Genomic DNA, 15,899 nt, shown 5'->3' on the forward strand with positions numbered 1-15,899 from the left:
ATATAAGGCAATGACAGGCACCTACTACTGGCCGTAACTCAATGGGTTATCGGACAACGATTTTCCATTACATATCACACCAAAAAAAAGCCAGCCACACTGGCTGGCCTTTTTTATATTTCAAGCAATAAGCTTAGCCAATCGGGGCCGCCGCGTTGCCGTAAGGCACATCCGAGCGGTTGGAGTCAGTGCCGCCGTCGCTCATGCCGGGTAAGTTATTTTCCGGCAGATCGTTGCTGAGGGGCACTGGGTGTTCCTGCTTCAACTCGCTCAGGGTTTCGCTACGGTCGGTGCCGGCCATGTGGGCCTGATAGCTGGTCTGCGTGTCGTGCGGACGCTTGCCCACCAGACGGGTCAGGTCTTCCTGCAGCAGTACTTCCTTTTCCAACAATTCCTTGGCTACCACTTCCAGCTCATGGCGGCGCTCGGTGAGCAGCTCCTTGGTGCGGGTGTAGGCGTTGGCCACAATGGTGCGCACTTCCTCGTCAATCATCTGCGACGTGGCTTCCGAATACGGCTTTGAGAAACCATACTCATTCTGCCCTTTCGAGTCATAGAACGAGATATTACCCAGCTTGTCGTTCATGCCATACATCGTCACGATGCTGTAGGCCATCTTGGTGATGCGCTCCAGATCTGACAAGGCCCCGGTGGAAATTTTGCCGAACACCAGCTCCTCGGCGGCACGACCGCCGAGGGCCATGCACATTTCGTCGGTCAATTGCTCGGTGTTGTACAGGAACTGCTCGCGAGGCAGATACTGTGCGTAGCCCAAGGCCGCTACCCCGCGGGGCACGATGCTCACCTTCACCAACGGATCGGCGTGCTCCAGGAACCAGCCCGCAATGGCGTGGCCGGCCTCGTGGTAGGCCACAATACGCTTTTCGCCGGGCGAAATGATCTTGTTTTTTTTCTCCAGGCCCCCGATAACACGGTCTACGGCGTCGGTGAAGTCTTGCATCGTCACCATCTTCTTGTCGCGGCGGGCGGCAATGAGGGCGGCTTCGTTGCAGACGTTGGCAATTTCGGCGCCGGCGAAGCCGGGCGTCTGGGCGGCCAGCTTGCGGGCATCCACATCAGGCCCCAGCGTGAGGGGCTTCAGGTGTACGTCGAAAATTTGGGTGCGGCCGTTGATGTCAGGCTTGTCGATGCTGATCTGGCGGTCGAAGCGGCCGGGCCGCAGCAAGGCCGAGTCGAGGGTATCGGGCCGGTTGGTGGCGGCCAGAATGATAACGCCGGAATCGGTGCCGAAGCCGTCCATTTCCACCAGCAGTGAGTTGAGCGTGTTTTCGCGCTCATCATTGCCCCCGGGCATATTGCCCCGAGAGCGGCTACGGCCAATGGCATCAATTTCATCGATGAAGATGATACAAGGCGCTTTGGCTTTGGCCTGCTTGAACAAGTCGCGCACCCGCGCCGCACCCACACCCACGAACATTTCCACGAAGTCGGAGCCCGACAGCGAGAAGAACGGCACGTCGGCTTCGCCGGCTACAGCCTTCGCCATCAGGGTTTTGCCCGTACCGGGAGGCCCAACGAGCAAAGCGCCCTTCGGAATCTTGCCGCCAAGCACGGTGAACTTAGAGGGGTTTTTCAGAAATTCTACGATTTCCTCTACTTCCTCTTTGGCTTCTTCCAGCCCGGCCACGTCCTTAAACGTGATTTTAACCTTGTCGCCGCCCTCAAAAAGCGCCGCGCGGCTCTTGCCGATGTTGAAAATCTGGCCGCCGGGGCCACCCGCGCCGCCACTCATGCGGCGCAATAGGAACCAGAAGCCCACCATCACCAGGATCATGAAGCCCCAGGTGCCGATGAGGTCGCCGTAGCCCTGGCGTGAGTCGATGTTGAGGCCGACCTGCTGCGTTTCCGGCAGCGTGGCCTGCATCTTGTCGAGGTCTTCCTTGAAGGTTTTACCATCGACTACCCGGAAGCTGTACTGCGGGCCGGCATCGATGGAGAGCGGACCGCGGCGGGTCAGCTCGGAGCTATACTTCTCGTTTTTAGCGGCTTCCGGCTTGAGCATTACCTCTACCAGCCGGTCGTTGATGAGCGTCACGTCGCGCACGTCGCCGGCGAGCAGCATCTGCTTGAAGCGCTGCTGATTGATTTCAATGCTGGAGCTGCTGCGGTTGATGAAGAGCATCCCGAAGATGAACACCACCAGCCCGGCCAGCACCCACATCTGCATACTGGGCCGCGGGGCGGGCGTAGGCAGAATGGGTTTCTTCTTCTTGGGCGTTGTATCTGGCATGAAAAGGAGTTAGTGAACGAAAAACAAAGGCGGAACACGCCGCCCACGTAATTGTTAAAACGAACTCAGGCCCGCTTTACTTTATACAACGGCCGTTTCTTCCGTGATATAATTGATTTCGGCATCGCCCCACAACTCTTCCAAGGCATAAAACTGCCGCCGGTCGCGCAGAAAAATATGCACCACTACGTCCACGTAGTCCAGCAGCACCCATTCGCGGTGCATGCGGCCTTCCGTCTGCCAGGGGCTCTGGCCCGTCAGCTTTTCCACTTCTTCTTCGACCGAGCGGGCAATGGCATCGATCTGGGTATCGGAAGACGCGGAGCAGATGACGAAATAATCGGCTACCGCGTTTTTGAGTTCCTTTAAATTGAGTACAACGATGTCAACAGCTTTTTTTTCCTGCATCCCTCGTACTACGATGTCTGCCAATCTGTCTGAATCCTGCCGAACCAGGGTACTTTTCATAGGGTATTGTTAGGTTTGAAGTCACAAAGTAAGAAAAACACGTGGAGGCACTATCCCCCCAAACGCTCTTCACGGGCCAGCAAATCATTTGGTTGCCCGAATGTGCCTCGACCAATGCCGAGGCGCAGGCCCTTATTGTCAAAAACAGCGCCACCGACGGCTGCACCATCATTACCGACAAACAGACGGCCGGGCGCGGGCAGCGCGGCAACCGTTGGGAAGCCGTGCCCGGCGAAAACCTCACGCTGTCGGTGATCTGGAGGCCCACATTCCTGGCCGCCGCCGATCAGTTCCAGCTCAGTCAGGCCGTGGCGCTGGGCGTGCTCGACTGGGCCACGGGCCTGCTGGGTCCCGATGCGGCCCTGCGGGTGAAGTGGCCCAATGATATTTTTTACGGCAGCCAGAAGCTGGGAGGAATCCTAATCGAAAACACGCTGAGCGGCCCGAAGATTCAATATAGCGTGGTCGGAATTGGGCTGAACGTGAATCAGCGGGAGTTTGGAATGCCCACGGCCACCTCGCTGGCGTGGCTCACGGGCCGCCCCTACGCGCTGCCCACGCAGGCCGTACGCCTGCTCGAATGCCTGGAGCGTCGCTACCTGCAGCTGCGGTCCGGCCGCGTCTCGCAGCTCCGCTACGACTATTTGCAGGCCCTGTACCGCTATCAGCAGCGCCACTACTACGAGATAGAAGGCGTGCGCACCGCGGGCCAGATTGTGGGTGTAGATGAAACCGGCCGGCTGGCCGTGGAAATTGAGGGTCAGCTGCGCACGTTTGGTTTGCAGGAAATTCGCTATATTCATTAAGAAAAATATTTGTTCGGCGGCGGCAACCATTCCCGGCTGGCGGCCGAATGTGACGGCGTAGAGCGGGCAGCCCTTAAACCCTCGCGCAACTTTCGGGTCTGAAACCGCATCTGTGCTTCTAACCAGGCGGCCGGATTCGGGCACGGTGCTTGTCTGGGTCAGGGCTGCCGCTCCAGTTTCAGCCGCATCAGCCGGTTGCGGCTTGCGCTGCTTGTTTCGCTAACTCAAACTGCCGTTCTGGTGGTTGCTTCAACGACTGAATGTCATGAAAATCTCTACTCGTATTTTGTTGGTATGGGCCCTGATGCTCATTCAGTTTTCGGCGCTGGCGGCTACGGTCACCATCACGGTGGGCAACAACTTCTATTCGTCGTCGCCCCAGATTCCGACGGTGCGGCCCGGCGACATCGTGCGCTGGCAGTGGCAGGCCGGCAACCACCCTACCGTGGCCGACAACAACGAGTTTGCACCTTTTGCCATGAATTCGGCCAGCACGCTTAATTCCATAACCATTCCGGCCAACGCGCAGCCGGCAACGGTGAAATACCACTGCACAGCCCACGCTTTTTTCAACACCTCCACCAACGCCTGGGAGGGTATGGTAGGGTCGTTTATCATAGCCACGGCCACGGCGGCCGACGAGGCCAAGCCTGCGGCTCTTTTCAGCCTGTATCCGAACCCAAGCAAGGGCGTGGTGATGGTCTCGCTGGGCCAGAAGGCCGGGCAGACGTATAAGCTGCGCCTGAGCAACCTGATCGGGCGCGAGGTGCGCACGGTGGTGCTGAAGCCGGAGACGAACGGCGCAGCCGTGGCGGTAAACCTGGCGGATCTGCCGGCCGGCATCTACTTCTACAGTCTGCTGGCCAACGACAAGCTGGTGACCACCAAGCGCCTGGTGCTGCAGAACTGACCCCAGACTCTATTTTACTTTGCCCGAAAAAGCAGCCGTGCACCCCGGCTGCTTTTTTCGTGTCCTATGCCTGAGAACGGGCCATTTCTCCGTTTGAATGGGTGCGGCACGGCCGGATTTATTGCCTACTTTTGGCCCTTCACTGATTTCATTTTCTGACTAACCCCTCGTGCATCGGCGGGTGGGCCTTGCGCCTGCTCCTACTCCCAAGCAAAGTATGCGTAGTTACAAAAGCCTGAATAACCTGGTGGGCTGGCTGGTTTTTGCCGTCGCCACCCTCACTTATCTGCTTACGCTGGAGCCCACGGCCAGCTTCTGGGACTGTGGCGAGTTCATTGCCTGCTCCTATAAGCTGCTGGTGCCGCATCCGCCGGGGGCCCCTACTTTTCTGCTGCTGGGCCGCCTGTTTTCGCTGTTTTCCTTCGGCGATGTCACCAAGGTTTCGGTGCTGATTAACATGCTCTCGGCCCTGAGCAGCTCGTTCACGGTGCTGTTTCTGTTCTGGACCATCACGATGCTGGCCAAGAAGCTGGTGCTGAACCAGCCCGGCCTGCAGGACGACCGCCTGGCCGAACCGACTATGGGCCAGACGCTGCTGATTCTGGGCGCTGGGGCCGTGGGGGCCCTGTCTTTCGCCTTCTCTGATTCGTTCTGGTTCAATGCCGTGGAGGCCGAGGTATACGCCATGTCGGCGCTGTGCACGGCGGCCGTGGTCTGGATTATGATGAAGTGGGAAAACCGCGCCGACGAGCCGGATTCCGACAAATGGCTGATTTTGATTGCCCTGGTGCTGGGCCTCAGCATCGGGGTTCACTTGCTGAACTTGCTGGCCATTCCGGCCCTGGGCTTTATTTATTACTACCGTCGCCACCCCAACCCGACGCTGTGGGGCGGCGTGTTCACGCTGGCCATCAGCAGCCTGATTGTGGGCCTGATTCTGGCCGGCATCATTCCGGGGCTACCGTCATTGGCAGGCGGGTTTGAGGTGTTTTTCGTGAACAGTGTGGGGCTACCGTTCAATTTCGGCCTGGTCATTTTCCTGGTGCTGTTCATCAGCCTGATCTGGTTTGGCTTCCGCTACTCGTTCCGCAACCAGAACCGCCTCGTGAACACGGCCATGTTGTGCCTGGTGTTCATTCTGATCGGCTACTCGTCGTACCTCATCGTGCCGATCCGGAGCAGCTACCACCCCACCATCAACGAAAACAACCCCGAGGATGTGCTTTCCTTCGTGAGCTACCTCAAGCGTGAGCAGTACGGCGACCGGCCCCTGCTGTATGGGCCGCAGTTCAACGCCGAGCCCATCGACCAGAAGGAGGGCGCGCCGCGCTACGTGCGCAAGGGCGACAAGTACGTGGTGGCCGAGCGCAAGCTGGAAACCATCTACCGTGACGAGGACAAAATGCTGCTCCCGCGCATCTATAGCCCCGACCCGAGCCACCTCTACAACTACAAGAAGTGGGTGGATATTCAGGAAGGCGTGAAGCCCACAATGGGCCAGAACCTGAGCTTTCTGTTTAAGTACCAGATCGGGCACATGTACTGGCGCTACTTCCTGTGGAATTACGTGGGCCGCGAAAGCGACATTCAGCAGGCCGGCGTGGTATGGCCCTGGGACGGCGGCAAAGCCGGCCTGCCCGAGCGCATCGCCGACAGCCCCGCCCGCAACAATTTCTTCGCCATTCCGCTGATTCTGGGCTTGCTGGGCCTGTTTTACCAAGCCCGGCGCGACGGCCGCAATGCCTTTGTGGTGGGGCTGCTGTTCCTGTTCACGGGGCTGGCCATTGTTATCTACCTGAACCAGCCGCCCATCGAGCCCCGCGAGCGGGACTACACCTTCACGGGCGGCACGTTCGCCTTTGCCATCTGGATTGGCCTGGGTGTGCTGGGGCTGGCCGATTTGCTAAAGGCAATTTTGAAAGCAGACTCGGCCCGCGCCGGGGCGGCCACGGCGCTGGCCCTGCTGGCTCCCGGCCTGATGCTGACTCAGGGCTGGGACGACCACAACCGCTCCGACCGCTACAACTCCGTCGATTCGGCCAAAAACCTGCTCAACAGCTGCGCCCCGAACGCCATTCTATTCACCAACGGCGACAACGACACCTTCCCGCTCTGGTACGCTCAGGAAGTGGAAGGCATTCGCACCGACGTGCGCGTGGCCGTGCTCAGCTACCTGAACACCGACTGGTACATCAACCAGATGAAGCGCGACTCCTATAAGTCGGCCCCGCTGCCGATTTCGATGAGTTCCGACGACTACGCCCAGGGCACCAACGATTACCTGCCCTACGTGGAGAATCCGGCGGTGCAGGAGGTGAACCTGAAGGAGTTCGTGCAGCTTGTGGATCAGGACAGCCCGCTGTTGCAGGTGCAAACCCAGAGCGGCCGCTCGATGCTCTCGTTCCCCACGCGCAAGTTTTTCCTGCCGGTTGATACGGCGGCCGTGGAAAAGCTTGGCATCATCCCGAAAGACCGCCGCAAGCAGCTCGTCTCGCGCATGGAGTGGGATATGGGCAAGGGCGCCATCGAGAAAAAAAACCTGGTGATTCTGGACATGCTGGCCACCAACAACTGGAAGCGCCCGGTGTACTTCTCCACCACCGTCAACTCCGACGACTACATGAACCTGCAGCCGTACTTCCAGCTCGAAGGCCTGGCGTACCGCATCTTGCCCGCCCGCGACCCGAACTACGACCCGCGCAGCCAGGACGATGGCTACGTGGCCCAGGACATCATGTTTGAAAATATGATGAACAAGTTCGTGTACCGCAATCTGGACCGCGCCGACATTTTCTACGACGAAAACAACCTGCGCTTCCCCAGCAACTACCGCCGCCAGTTCTCGCGCCTCACCGATACCTATCTGGCCGAGGGCAACAAGGCCAAAGCCAAGCAGATCATGGACAAGGCCTTTGCGGTGATGCCCGACAAGTCCATTCCCTACGACTATTCGAGCCCGCAGTTTGTGGTGCCGCTGGTGCAGGTGGGCGAAAAAGCCCGCGCCAACGAGGTGATGGACACCATGACCAACCGCGCCCAGCAGGCCCTGGCCTACTACAGCACCCATAACAGCGCTCTGTTCGATATGGAAGTGCAGGCCAACCTGGCGGCTTTGCAGAGCGTGTACCGCGCCGCCGAGCAGGTAGGCGACCAGGCCCGCGCCAAAAAAGCCTATGACCTACTCAATCAGTACTACCCGCGCCAGTAACGGCCGAGTTGCGTTTTAGATTGCCGACAGCCGCTCCCGCTTGGGGGCGGCTGTTTTGCTGCCTCCCCGGCTGCCTGGCCCGGCGCGGCGTGCCTCAACCTCAAAAACCGCTTTCAGAGCCTCAAAAAGCCATTCCGCCACCCCGCCAATTGCTCGCGCTGACGTTCCGGAGGCTCGCGCCGGGGCTTCGGAAGGGCGCGCCGGGGAGTGGGAAGGGCCCGGCGGCATTTCGGAGGCTCGGGCCGTCATTCGGAGAGCACCCGGCGAGGTTTTGGAGGCCCCCGGCGGAGCGGGGCAGGGACGTGGCCGGGCAGCAACCGGCACGCGCCCGGCGGCGGCCAAAATCCGGGGCGGTGTTGGCGGTCAACCAGCGGGGCAGACACCCGAAACGGGCGGCTCCTACGTTCAATACCAGCGCCCAACATTGCCTAACGTGCGCTGCCCTCGTGAAAACTCCCCTGCTCTTCTTGCTATTGCTGCTCCTATGGGCGCCCCGCCCGGCCGCTGCCCAGCGCCGCGACTTTGCCGGGCTCTACGCGGCCCAGCGCCGCCTGCAGCTCGATACCCGCCGTGAGGCCGACAGCCTGCATTTCTACGTGCGCTTCGCCGATGGCAGCGTGCTGCGGCGCGGCCACCCGTTGCGCCTGGCCGCCTGGGCCGGCTACGAGGCCAAGCGCCCGCTCTGGCAGGATACCGTGCCCCGCCTTGGCCGCCGCATCCGGCCGGCGGGGGCGGCCAGCTGGGTCGAATTCTCGCTGCCCGCCGCCCGGCTGCGGCCCGGCCAGGTACTGAGCCTGCACTGCGGCCCCGCCGACGAAGCTGCAGCCGGCCCCGATGGCGCGTGGCTGCTGCTCACGCCTGAGCGCCTGGGCCGCGCGTTCATCCTCACCGATTCGGTGGGCGACCCGCTGCTGCGCCCGTTTATCCATAGCGGCGAGGCCGTGCGGGTGGACAGCTACGGGTCGGAGCAGCCGGTGACGGCCAAGCTGTATTCCACGGCCGGCTTTGCCGCCGCCCTGCCGCCCATGGCCGACCCCGCCACGCAGCCGCCCGCCCCCCGCACCCTTGGGCTGCTCGATTCGCTGTTTTTTCGGGCCGGGCAGGAGCTGCGGCTGCGCCGGCCGGGGCTGTATGCGCTGCGGGTGGGCGATGCGCCCCGTCCGCTGGCGCTGCTGGTGGAGGAAAACGAGTTTCCGGCGCTGAAAACGGCCGACGACCTGATTCGCCCGCTCATCTACCTGACTACTTCCGCGGAGCGCCAGAAGCTCTACAACGCGCCCAATCCCAAGCACGCCGTGGATGATTTCTGGCTCAGCATCGCCCGCGACAATCAGCCCGTGGCCCGCCAACTGATTCGCACCTACTATGGCCGCGTGGCCGATGCCAACCGGCTGTTTTCGGCCCACAAAGCCGGCTGGATGACGGACCGGGGGCTGCTGTATGTGGTGCTGGGGCCGCCGGAAGCGGTGTACCGCACGGCCACGGAGGAGCGCTGGGTGTACCGGGGCACTGAGCGCGGCACGGCCACGTACACGTTCCGGCCCAAACCGAGTACCTTTGCCCCCGAACACTATGAATTGGTGCGCCGCCCCGAGCACGAGCTGCTTTGGTATGCCGCCGTGGAGCAATGGAGAAAAGCACTGACCGCCCCGACCGCCCGCTGAAAGAGCGCCGCACGTATTTCGATTCTGAAAACCGCCCCGTGCCCCAGCACCGCGACCGGGACGAGCGCCCTGCCGCGCCCCGCGGCGAAGGCCGGGAAGGCCGCCCTGTCGGCCCCGACAGCGGCAAGCCGCGCTACCCCCATCGCCCCGCCGCCGACCGCAGCATTGACATGCTTTTCGGCCTGCGCCCCATTCAGGAGGCGCTGAACGCGGCCCGCACGCTGGAGAAAATCTATCTGCTGCGCGGCACCAAGAACAGCATGACCCAGGAAATCACGGAGCTGGCCAAGGCCGCCAACGTGCCCGTGTCGCTGGTGCCCATTGAGAAGCTGAACGACCTGACGCGCAAAAACCACCAGGGCGCGGTGGCTTTCGTGTCGCCGATTGACTACCAGCCGCTCGACAACATTCTGGCCGGCCTGTATGAGGAGGGAAAAACCCCGCTCCTGCTCCTGCTCGACCGCATCACCGACGTGCGCAACTTCGGCTCCATTGCCCGCAACGCCGAGTGTATGGGCGTGCACGCCATTGTGGTGCCCAGCCGCGGCGCCGCCCAGATCAACGGCGACGCGCTGAAAACCTCGGCCGGCGCTCTGAACATCATTCCGGTGTGCCGCGAGCCGAATCTGAAGGAAACCATCACGTTTCTGCAGCAGTCGGGCGTGACGGTGGTGGCCTGCACCGAGAAGGCCGATGCCAGCCTCGAAGCCGGCTCCGTGGACCTGACCGGCCCCGTGGCCGTGCTCATGGGCAGCGAGGAAGACGGCATCTCGCCCGAATACCTCAAGCTCGCCGACCACAAGCTCCGCATCCCAATGGCCGGCCAGATCGGCTCGCTGAACGTGTCGGTGGCCAGCGGCATCATGCTGTTTGAAGTGCTGCGCCAGCGGCTGCGGGCCGGCGCTTAACTGCAGTAATTTTTTGGAAGAGCCCGCAGGAACTGGTTCCCGCGGGCTTTTTTGCGCCTATTTTCTCGCAGGCCCCGTCGTTCTTAAGCTAAATTTTGGGCAGCTTGCAACTACGCCCAGGAAGATGCGGCTCCTTATATTATCCCCACACTATCTTTCAGAATTCGGCTTATGAAAAACACTACGCTTCCAGTCATCTTGCTCGTTCTGCTGGGCAGCGCCGCGCACGCTCAGGATACGCCTCACCTATTTGAAGTGGGCCTAGATGTTGTGAACCACTCTCCCTTCGTTTCGTCCCAAAACTCCTTTTACAACACCTACAGCAACGATAAAACCCAGTGGCTTTCTGGAGTCTTGTTCCGCTACAATCTGAACCGGTTTGCCCTGCGCACCAGCATCAACTACACCACCAATACCCAGGCAGTCGACTCCGAGAACTGCGCCGACTGCTTGGTAGGGGAATCGAAAGGCCAGGAGGCGAAGCTCAAAGTTGGCGGGCAGTACGCGCCTTTCGCCCGTGCCCCGTGGCTCTACGTTTTCTCTGATGTCTACTACCGCCGCTACGCCTCGGAAGGTAACCTCACCGGCGGCTTGTGCGGCTGCCTGGACACCGATGTGCGCGTGAAATCCAACGGGTTTGGCATCGCGCCCGGGCTCGGGGCCAAAGTCAGAATGCTTAATCACTTCTACCTGAATCCGGAGGTGTATCACGAAGTTGGTCGCGGCACTAATACGGAAACGTATGCTGACCGCCGCACCGGAGAGCCTTACCCAAACAGCCTCCGCACGCCCACTTACCTTCGCAACCTCAGTGTCCGGCTCAACGCTATTTACGCGTTTTAACTCCCTGCTGACGACATGATCATTGCCAAAAAAGGGCCGCTGCGCAGTGCGCAGCGGCCCTTTTAGGTGTTTTGAGTCGTCGGCGGGCTTAATTATATCCGTGGCCCTTCTTCGACTTTACATCGGCCACGAATTCCTTCACGCGCTGCTCCTCCGTGCGCTTGCAGATGAGCAGCACGTTGTCGTATTCGGCAATGATGTAGCCTTCGAGGCCCTGCACCACCACGAGGCGGTCGGCGGGGGTTTTGATGACGCACTCGCGGGTGTCGTAGAGTAGCGCGTCGCCGTCCACCACGTTGTTGTCCGCGTCGTGGTGGCCCATGCGGTGCAGCGAGTCCCAGGTGCCCAGGTCGCTCCAGCCGAAGTCGGCAGGCAGCACGTACACGTTATCGGCCTTTTCCATCACGCCGTAGTCGATGCTGATGTTGCGGCAGCGGGTGTAGGCCTGGGTGATAAACTCGGCCTCGGCGGGCGTGCCCAGCTGAGCGGTGCCTTCGTCAAATACTTCGGCAATATCGCCCAGGTACTGATGGAAGGCGTGAATAATGGCATCGGCCCGCCACACAAACAGACCCGAGTTCCAGAGGAAGTCGCCGCTGTCCAGAAACATTTCGGCCAGCTCCAGATTCGGCTTCTCAGTGAAGGTTTTTACCTTCTTCAGGCCGTCGGGCAGCATCCCTTTCTTCTCCGCGTCGATATACTGAATGTAGCCGTAGCCGGTATCGGGGCGTGAGGGCTGAATGCCGAGCGTGATGAGAATCTCATGGTCGCGGGCCGCCGCCACGGCCTGCATGATAATGCGCTGAAACTCCACCTCGCGCAGCACCGCGTGGTCAGCGGGCGTTACGATGATGACGGCTTTGGGGTCGCGCTGCGCGATGCGGTAGCTGGCGTAAGCAATGCAGGGCGCGGTATTGCGGCCGATGGGCTCGCCCAGAATCTGATCGACGGGCAGCGTGGGCAGGTGCTGCTGCACCAGATCGGTATAGTCGCGGTTGGTTACCACAAACACGTTTTCGGGCGGGCAGATGCCCTGAAACCGCTCGACCGTGAGCTGCAGCATGGAGCGGCCCACGCCCATCACATCATGGAACTGCTTGGGCAGCGTGGTGCGGCTGAAAGGCCAGAAGCGGCTCCCGATGCCGCCCGCCATCACGACGAGGTACGTATTTTGTTCCATAGTTTGTAGGGCCGGAGCGGCGTGAGGAAGAGTTGCCAAGATTCGATTCTGCTAATATGTAATTTTTGTCGGCGAAGTGCCGGTGGTACTGGTGCGAGTTTTTTTTACTGGCTGTCATCCTGAGCCTGCGAAGGACCTCTCCCGCTTCGTTGCCCCAGGGATTACCATTGCAGTAGAGGTTCTTCGCAAGCTCAGGATGACAGTGCCTTTCCCCATTTTAACGCTGCCCTTACACCAGTCCTTCGCGCAGCAGGTCGTGCAGGTGAATGAAGCCACTGAAGCGGCCGTTTTCAGTCACGATGAGTTGGGTGATGTTGCGGTCCTGCATCCGCACGAGGGCTTCGGCGGCGAAGTCATCTACATCGATGGTGACGGGGCCGGGCGTGAGAATGTCGCGGGCCTGCACGGCTTCCAGGCGGGTGAAGTTGGTGAGCATCCGGCGCAGGTCGCCATCGGTGATGATGCCCAGCAGCCCGCCATCGGCCAGGCTGAGCACGGCCGTTGCTCCGAGGCGCTTGCCCGATATTTCGAGGATGATGTCTTTCAGTGGCGCGTCTTCCAGTACCTGCGGAGCCTGGTTCTGGCGGCTCAAATCGCCCACTTTCAGGTAGAGCTTCTTGCCCAGCGTGCCGCCGGGGTGCAGGCGGGCAAAGTCGGCGGAGGTGAACTCGCGCGATTCGAGCAGGCATACGGCCAGCGCATCGCCCAGGGCCAGGGCGGCGGTGGTGCTGGTGGTGGGGGCCAGGTTGTGGGGGCAGGCCTCACGCGTCACGGGGGCGTGCAGCACATAGTCGGCCTGCACGCCCAGGTACGAGTCGGCGTTGCTGACCAGCGCCGCCAGTGGCACGCCCTTGCGCTTGAGCAGTGGTACCAGCACTTTTATTTCCGGGGTGTCGCCGCTCTTGCTGATGGCAATGACAAAATCTTCCGGTTGAATCATGCCCAGGTCGCCATGAATGGCATCGGCGGCGTGCATAAACAGCGCTGGCGTACCCGTTGAGTTGAGGGTAGCCACCATCTTGCCCGCAATGTGGGCGCTCTTGCCGATGCCGGTGACCACCACCCGACCCCGTAATGAGAGTATGACAGCTACGCATTGTGCAAAATCCGGAGTTTGAGCAATGGCCGTAGCCACGCCCCGAACGGCTTCTGCTTCTTCGAGAAGCACTTTTTTTGCAATCGAGATGATGTCGTTCTGCGGTTTCAATCTAAATTTGTATAGATTGAGTAGTCATCCCCGGCGGGGCTGATGCTCAAGTCTGCAACCCAATAGAGCAAGTGAGAATGTCGATGCCAGCCGAAAACCAAGCCATCCTGCAAGAGGCTGATCTGAAGGGCAAGTTAAAGGAAGTTTTTGGGTACGGTCAGTTCCGGGGCACCCAGGAGGCCATCATTCAGAACGTCATCGAAGGCCACAACACCTTCGTGATAATGCCCACGGGCGCGGGTAAGTCGTTGTGCTACCAGCTCCCGGCCCTCATCCTGCCCGGCACCGCCATCGTTATTTCCCCCCTGATTGCCCTGATGAAAAATCAGGTCGATCAGCTGAATGCTTTCGGCGTGAATGCCCAGTTTCTGAACTCGACCTTGACCAAGGCGGAGATAAACCGGGTGAAGCGCGACGTAATCAGCGGCGAGGTGAAGCTGCTCTACGTGGCCCCCGAGAGCCTGACCAAGGACGATACCATCGACTTTCTGCAGAAAGCCACCATCAGCTTCGTGGCCATCGACGAGGCCCACTGCATCTCAGAATGGGGCCACGATTTCCGGCCTGAGTACCGGCGCATCCGCGGCATCATCGACAATATCGGGCAGCTGCCCGTTATTGCCCTCACGGCCACGGCCACGCCCAAGGTGCAGCTCGACATCCAGAAAAACCTGCAGATGGACGACGCGTCGGTGTTCAAGACGTCGTTCAACCGCACCAACCTGTATTACGAAGTCCGGCCCAAGCACAACACCAAGAAGCAGCTGATTCAGTACGTGAAGCAGCACAAGGGCAAGGCGGGCATCGTGTACTGCCTGAGCCGCAAGAAGGTGGAGGAAATTGCTGAGCTGCTGCGCGTGAACGACGTGCGCGCCCTGCCCTACCACGCCGGCCTCGACCCGCAGGTGCGCATGGCCAACCAGGACGCGTTTCTAAACGAGGACTGCGACGTGATAGTGGCCACCATCGCCTTCGGCATGGGCATCGACAAGCCCGACGTGCGCTTCGTAATTCACTACGACACGCCCAAGAGCATAGAAGGCTACTACCAGGAAACCGGCCGCGGCGGCCGTGATGGCCTGGAGGGCAACTGCCTGATGTTCTACAGCTACGACGACATCGTGAAGCTGGAGAAATTCAACAAGGACAAGCCCGTAACCGAGCGCGACAACGGCAAGCTGCTCTTGCAGGAAATGGCCAACTACGCCGACTCGGCCGTGTGCCGGCGCAAGCAGCTGCTGCACTACTTCGGCGAGCATTTCGAGAAAGACTGCGGCTTTTGCGACAACTGCAAGCACCCCAAAGAGCGCTTCGAGGGCAAAGACGAGGTGCACATGGCCCTGAAAGCCGTGGTGCAGACCGAGGAGCGCTTCGGCCTCGACCACATCGGCACGGTGCTGATGGGCATGAACAATGCCCACGTGGAAAGCTACGGCCACAACGCGCTGCCCGTGTATGGCCTGGGCAAGGCCCACGACGCGCAGTTCTGGCACTCGGTGCTGCGGCAGGTGCTGCTGAGCGGCATGCTGGAAAAAGACATCGAAAACTTCGGGGTAGTAAAAATCACGCGCAAGGGGCTTGACTTTATCGACAATCCTCACTCTATTAAGCTCACCAAAGACCACAACTACGAGGAAGAGGTGAAAGAAGAACAGGAACAGGAGGAAGTGCAGCAGGCGGCCGGCCACGACGAGGCCCTGTTTGAGATGCTGAAGGGGCTGCGCAAGAAGATTGCGAAGGACAAGAACCTGCCGCCCTACGTGCTATTTCAGGACCCGAGCCTGAAGGAGATGGCCACCACCTTCCCAACCAAGATGGACGACCTGGCCCACATCGGGGGCGTGGGCTCGGGCAAGGCGCAGAAGTTCGGGCAGCCGTTTCTGGCCCTGATTCAGAAGTATGTGGAGGACAACGACATCATCACGGCGGCCGACGTGGTGGTGAAGTCGGCGGTAAACAAGTCCAAAATCAAGATCTACATCATTCAGCAGATCGACAAGAAGATGGACTTGGAGGAAATTGCTTCTTCCAAGGGCATCGACATGCGCGAGCTGATGGAAGAAATTGAGCACATCTGCTACTCCGGCACCAAGCTCAACCTCGACTACTACATCAACGGCGTGCTCGACCACGACCGGCAGGCGGAAATTACCGAGTACTTCCTGCAGGCCAGCACCGACAACATTGCCGTGGCCCTGAAAGAGCTGGGCGACGAGGACTACACGGAAGAGGACCTGCGCCTGATGCGCATCAAGTTCCTGAGCGAGTACGCCAACTAGACCACGAATTCCGCTGATCAGGCGCTGATTTCACTGATTTTCGACCGCGAGGCGGCCCTTTCGGGGCCGCCTCGTGGCGTTTGCGGGCGGGCTGCTTTTGCCGCCTCAGCCGGGATAATCAAAACGTTTTCGCCGGAAAGCCTATCTTCGGAGCGACTTCACCTAATCCCTTTTT

11 protein-coding genes are annotated in these 15,899 nt (G+C 60.4%); 7 read left to right on the top strand and 4 right to left on the bottom strand.

Annotated elements, in window-relative coordinates:
• Window positions 1-133 precede the first annotated feature (133 nt).
• Both ftsH and rsfS read right to left on the bottom strand, forming a co-directional pair.
• The gene (ftsH, locus tag BUB62_RS04425; protein WP_073106669.1) at window positions 134-2,251 is read right to left on the bottom strand and encodes an ATP-dependent zinc metalloprotease FtsH; all 2,118 of its coding nucleotides are present in this window, start codon (window positions 2,249-2,251) and stop codon (window positions 134-136) included.
• A gap of 81 nt (window positions 2,252-2,332) precedes the next feature.
• Window positions 2,333-2,719 (bottom strand): ribosome silencing factor, encoded by a 387-nt coding sequence (gene rsfS / locus BUB62_RS04430; RefSeq protein WP_073106672.1) that lies wholly within the window; start codon window positions 2,717-2,719, stop codon window positions 2,333-2,335.
• Between the two features lie 92 nt (window positions 2,720-2,811).
• Here rsfS and BUB62_RS04435 point away from each other — a divergent pair, with 92 nt between their 5' ends.
• The 6 genes from BUB62_RS04435 (at window position 2,812) to BUB62_RS04460 (ending at window position 11,058) form a co-directional block, all read left to right on the top strand.
• Window positions 2,812-3,525: a biotin--[acetyl-CoA-carboxylase] ligase gene (locus BUB62_RS04435; RefSeq protein ID WP_234988628.1), complete on the top strand. Its 714-nt coding sequence runs from the start codon at window positions 2,812-2,814 to the stop codon at window positions 3,523-3,525.
• A gap of 265 nt (window positions 3,526-3,790) precedes the next feature.
• Window positions 3,791-4,435 (top strand): T9SS type A sorting domain-containing protein, encoded by a 645-nt coding sequence (locus BUB62_RS04440; RefSeq protein WP_084538824.1) that lies wholly within the window; start codon window positions 3,791-3,793, stop codon window positions 4,433-4,435.
• Between the two features lie 217 nt (window positions 4,436-4,652).
• Window positions 4,653-7,643 (top strand): glycosyltransferase family 117 protein, encoded by a 2,991-nt coding sequence (locus BUB62_RS04445; RefSeq protein WP_073106681.1) that lies wholly within the window; start codon window positions 4,653-4,655, stop codon window positions 7,641-7,643.
• Window positions 7,644-8,089: 446 nt separating this feature from the next.
• Complete coding sequence (locus BUB62_RS04450) at window positions 8,090-9,307, top strand: GWxTD domain-containing protein (protein WP_143164026.1); 1,218 nt, start codon at window positions 8,090-8,092, stop codon at window positions 9,305-9,307.
• Window positions 9,271-10,215 (top strand): 23S rRNA (guanosine(2251)-2'-O)-methyltransferase RlmB, encoded by a 945-nt coding sequence (rlmB, locus tag BUB62_RS04455; RefSeq protein ID WP_317041374.1) that lies wholly within the window; start codon window positions 9,271-9,273, stop codon window positions 10,213-10,215. Before BUB62_RS04450 ends, rlmB begins: the two co-directional genes overlap by 37 nt.
• Before the next feature lie 171 nt (window positions 10,216-10,386).
• On the top strand, window positions 10,387-11,058 hold the full coding sequence (locus tag BUB62_RS04460) for a hypothetical protein (protein ID WP_073106687.1): 672 nt from the start codon (window positions 10,387-10,389) through the stop codon (window positions 11,056-11,058).
• Window positions 11,059-11,146: 88 nt separating this feature from the next.
• On the opposite strand, the gene BUB62_RS04465 is transcribed toward BUB62_RS04460, so the two are convergent.
• Together BUB62_RS04465 and BUB62_RS04470 are read right to left on the bottom strand one after the other, a co-directional pair.
• Window positions 11,147-12,238, bottom strand: a complete 1,092-nt coding sequence (locus BUB62_RS04465; protein WP_073106690.1) for a mannose-1-phosphate guanylyltransferase — start codon at window positions 12,236-12,238, stop codon at window positions 11,147-11,149.
• Window positions 12,239-12,467: 229 nt separating this feature from the next.
• Window positions 12,468-13,445, bottom strand: coding sequence for a KpsF/GutQ family sugar-phosphate isomerase (locus BUB62_RS04470; protein ID WP_073106692.1), 978 nt, complete (start codon window positions 13,443-13,445; stop codon window positions 12,468-12,470).
• A gap of 83 nt (window positions 13,446-13,528) precedes the next feature.
• Between BUB62_RS04470 and recQ the strand changes: the two genes are divergently transcribed.
• Entirely contained in the window at window positions 13,529-15,724 is a 2,196-nt protein-coding gene (gene recQ / locus BUB62_RS04475; protein ID WP_073106695.1) for a DNA helicase RecQ, read from the top strand.
• Window positions 15,725-15,899: the final 175 nt, after the last annotated feature.

Origin of the sequence: Hymenobacter daecheongensis DSM 21074 (assembly GCF_900141805.1) — a bacterium.
Lineage (GTDB): Bacteria > Bacteroidota > Bacteroidia > Cytophagales > Hymenobacteraceae > Hymenobacter > Hymenobacter daecheongensis.

Bases quoted from the DNA above. Each gene is read 5' to 3' on its own strand.
- ftsH (WP_073106669.1), bottom strand. From the start codon at position 2,251: ATGCCAGATACAACGCCCAAGAAGAAGAAACCCATTCTGCCTACGCCC.
- BUB62_RS04445 (WP_073106681.1), top strand. From the start codon at position 4,653: ATGCGTAGTTACAAAAGCCTGAATAACCTGGTGGGCTGGCTGGTTTTT.
- BUB62_RS04440 (WP_084538824.1), top strand. From the start codon at position 3,791: ATGAAAATCTCTACTCGTATTTTGTTGGTATGGGCCCTGATGCTCATT.
- recQ (WP_073106695.1), top strand. From the start codon at position 13,529: ATGCCAGCCGAAAACCAAGCCATCCTGCAAGAGGCTGATCTGAAGGGC.
- BUB62_RS04460 (WP_073106687.1), top strand. From the start codon at position 10,387: ATGAAAAACACTACGCTTCCAGTCATCTTGCTCGTTCTGCTGGGCAGC.
- rsfS (WP_073106672.1), bottom strand. From the start codon at position 2,719: ATGAAAAGTACCCTGGTTCGGCAGGATTCAGACAGATTGGCAGACATC.
- rlmB (WP_317041374.1), top strand. From the start codon at position 9,271: ATGGAGAAAAGCACTGACCGCCCCGACCGCCCGCTGAAAGAGCGCCGC.
- BUB62_RS04465 (WP_073106690.1), bottom strand. From the start codon at position 12,238: ATGGAACAAAATACGTACCTCGTCGTGATGGCGGGCGGCATCGGGAGC.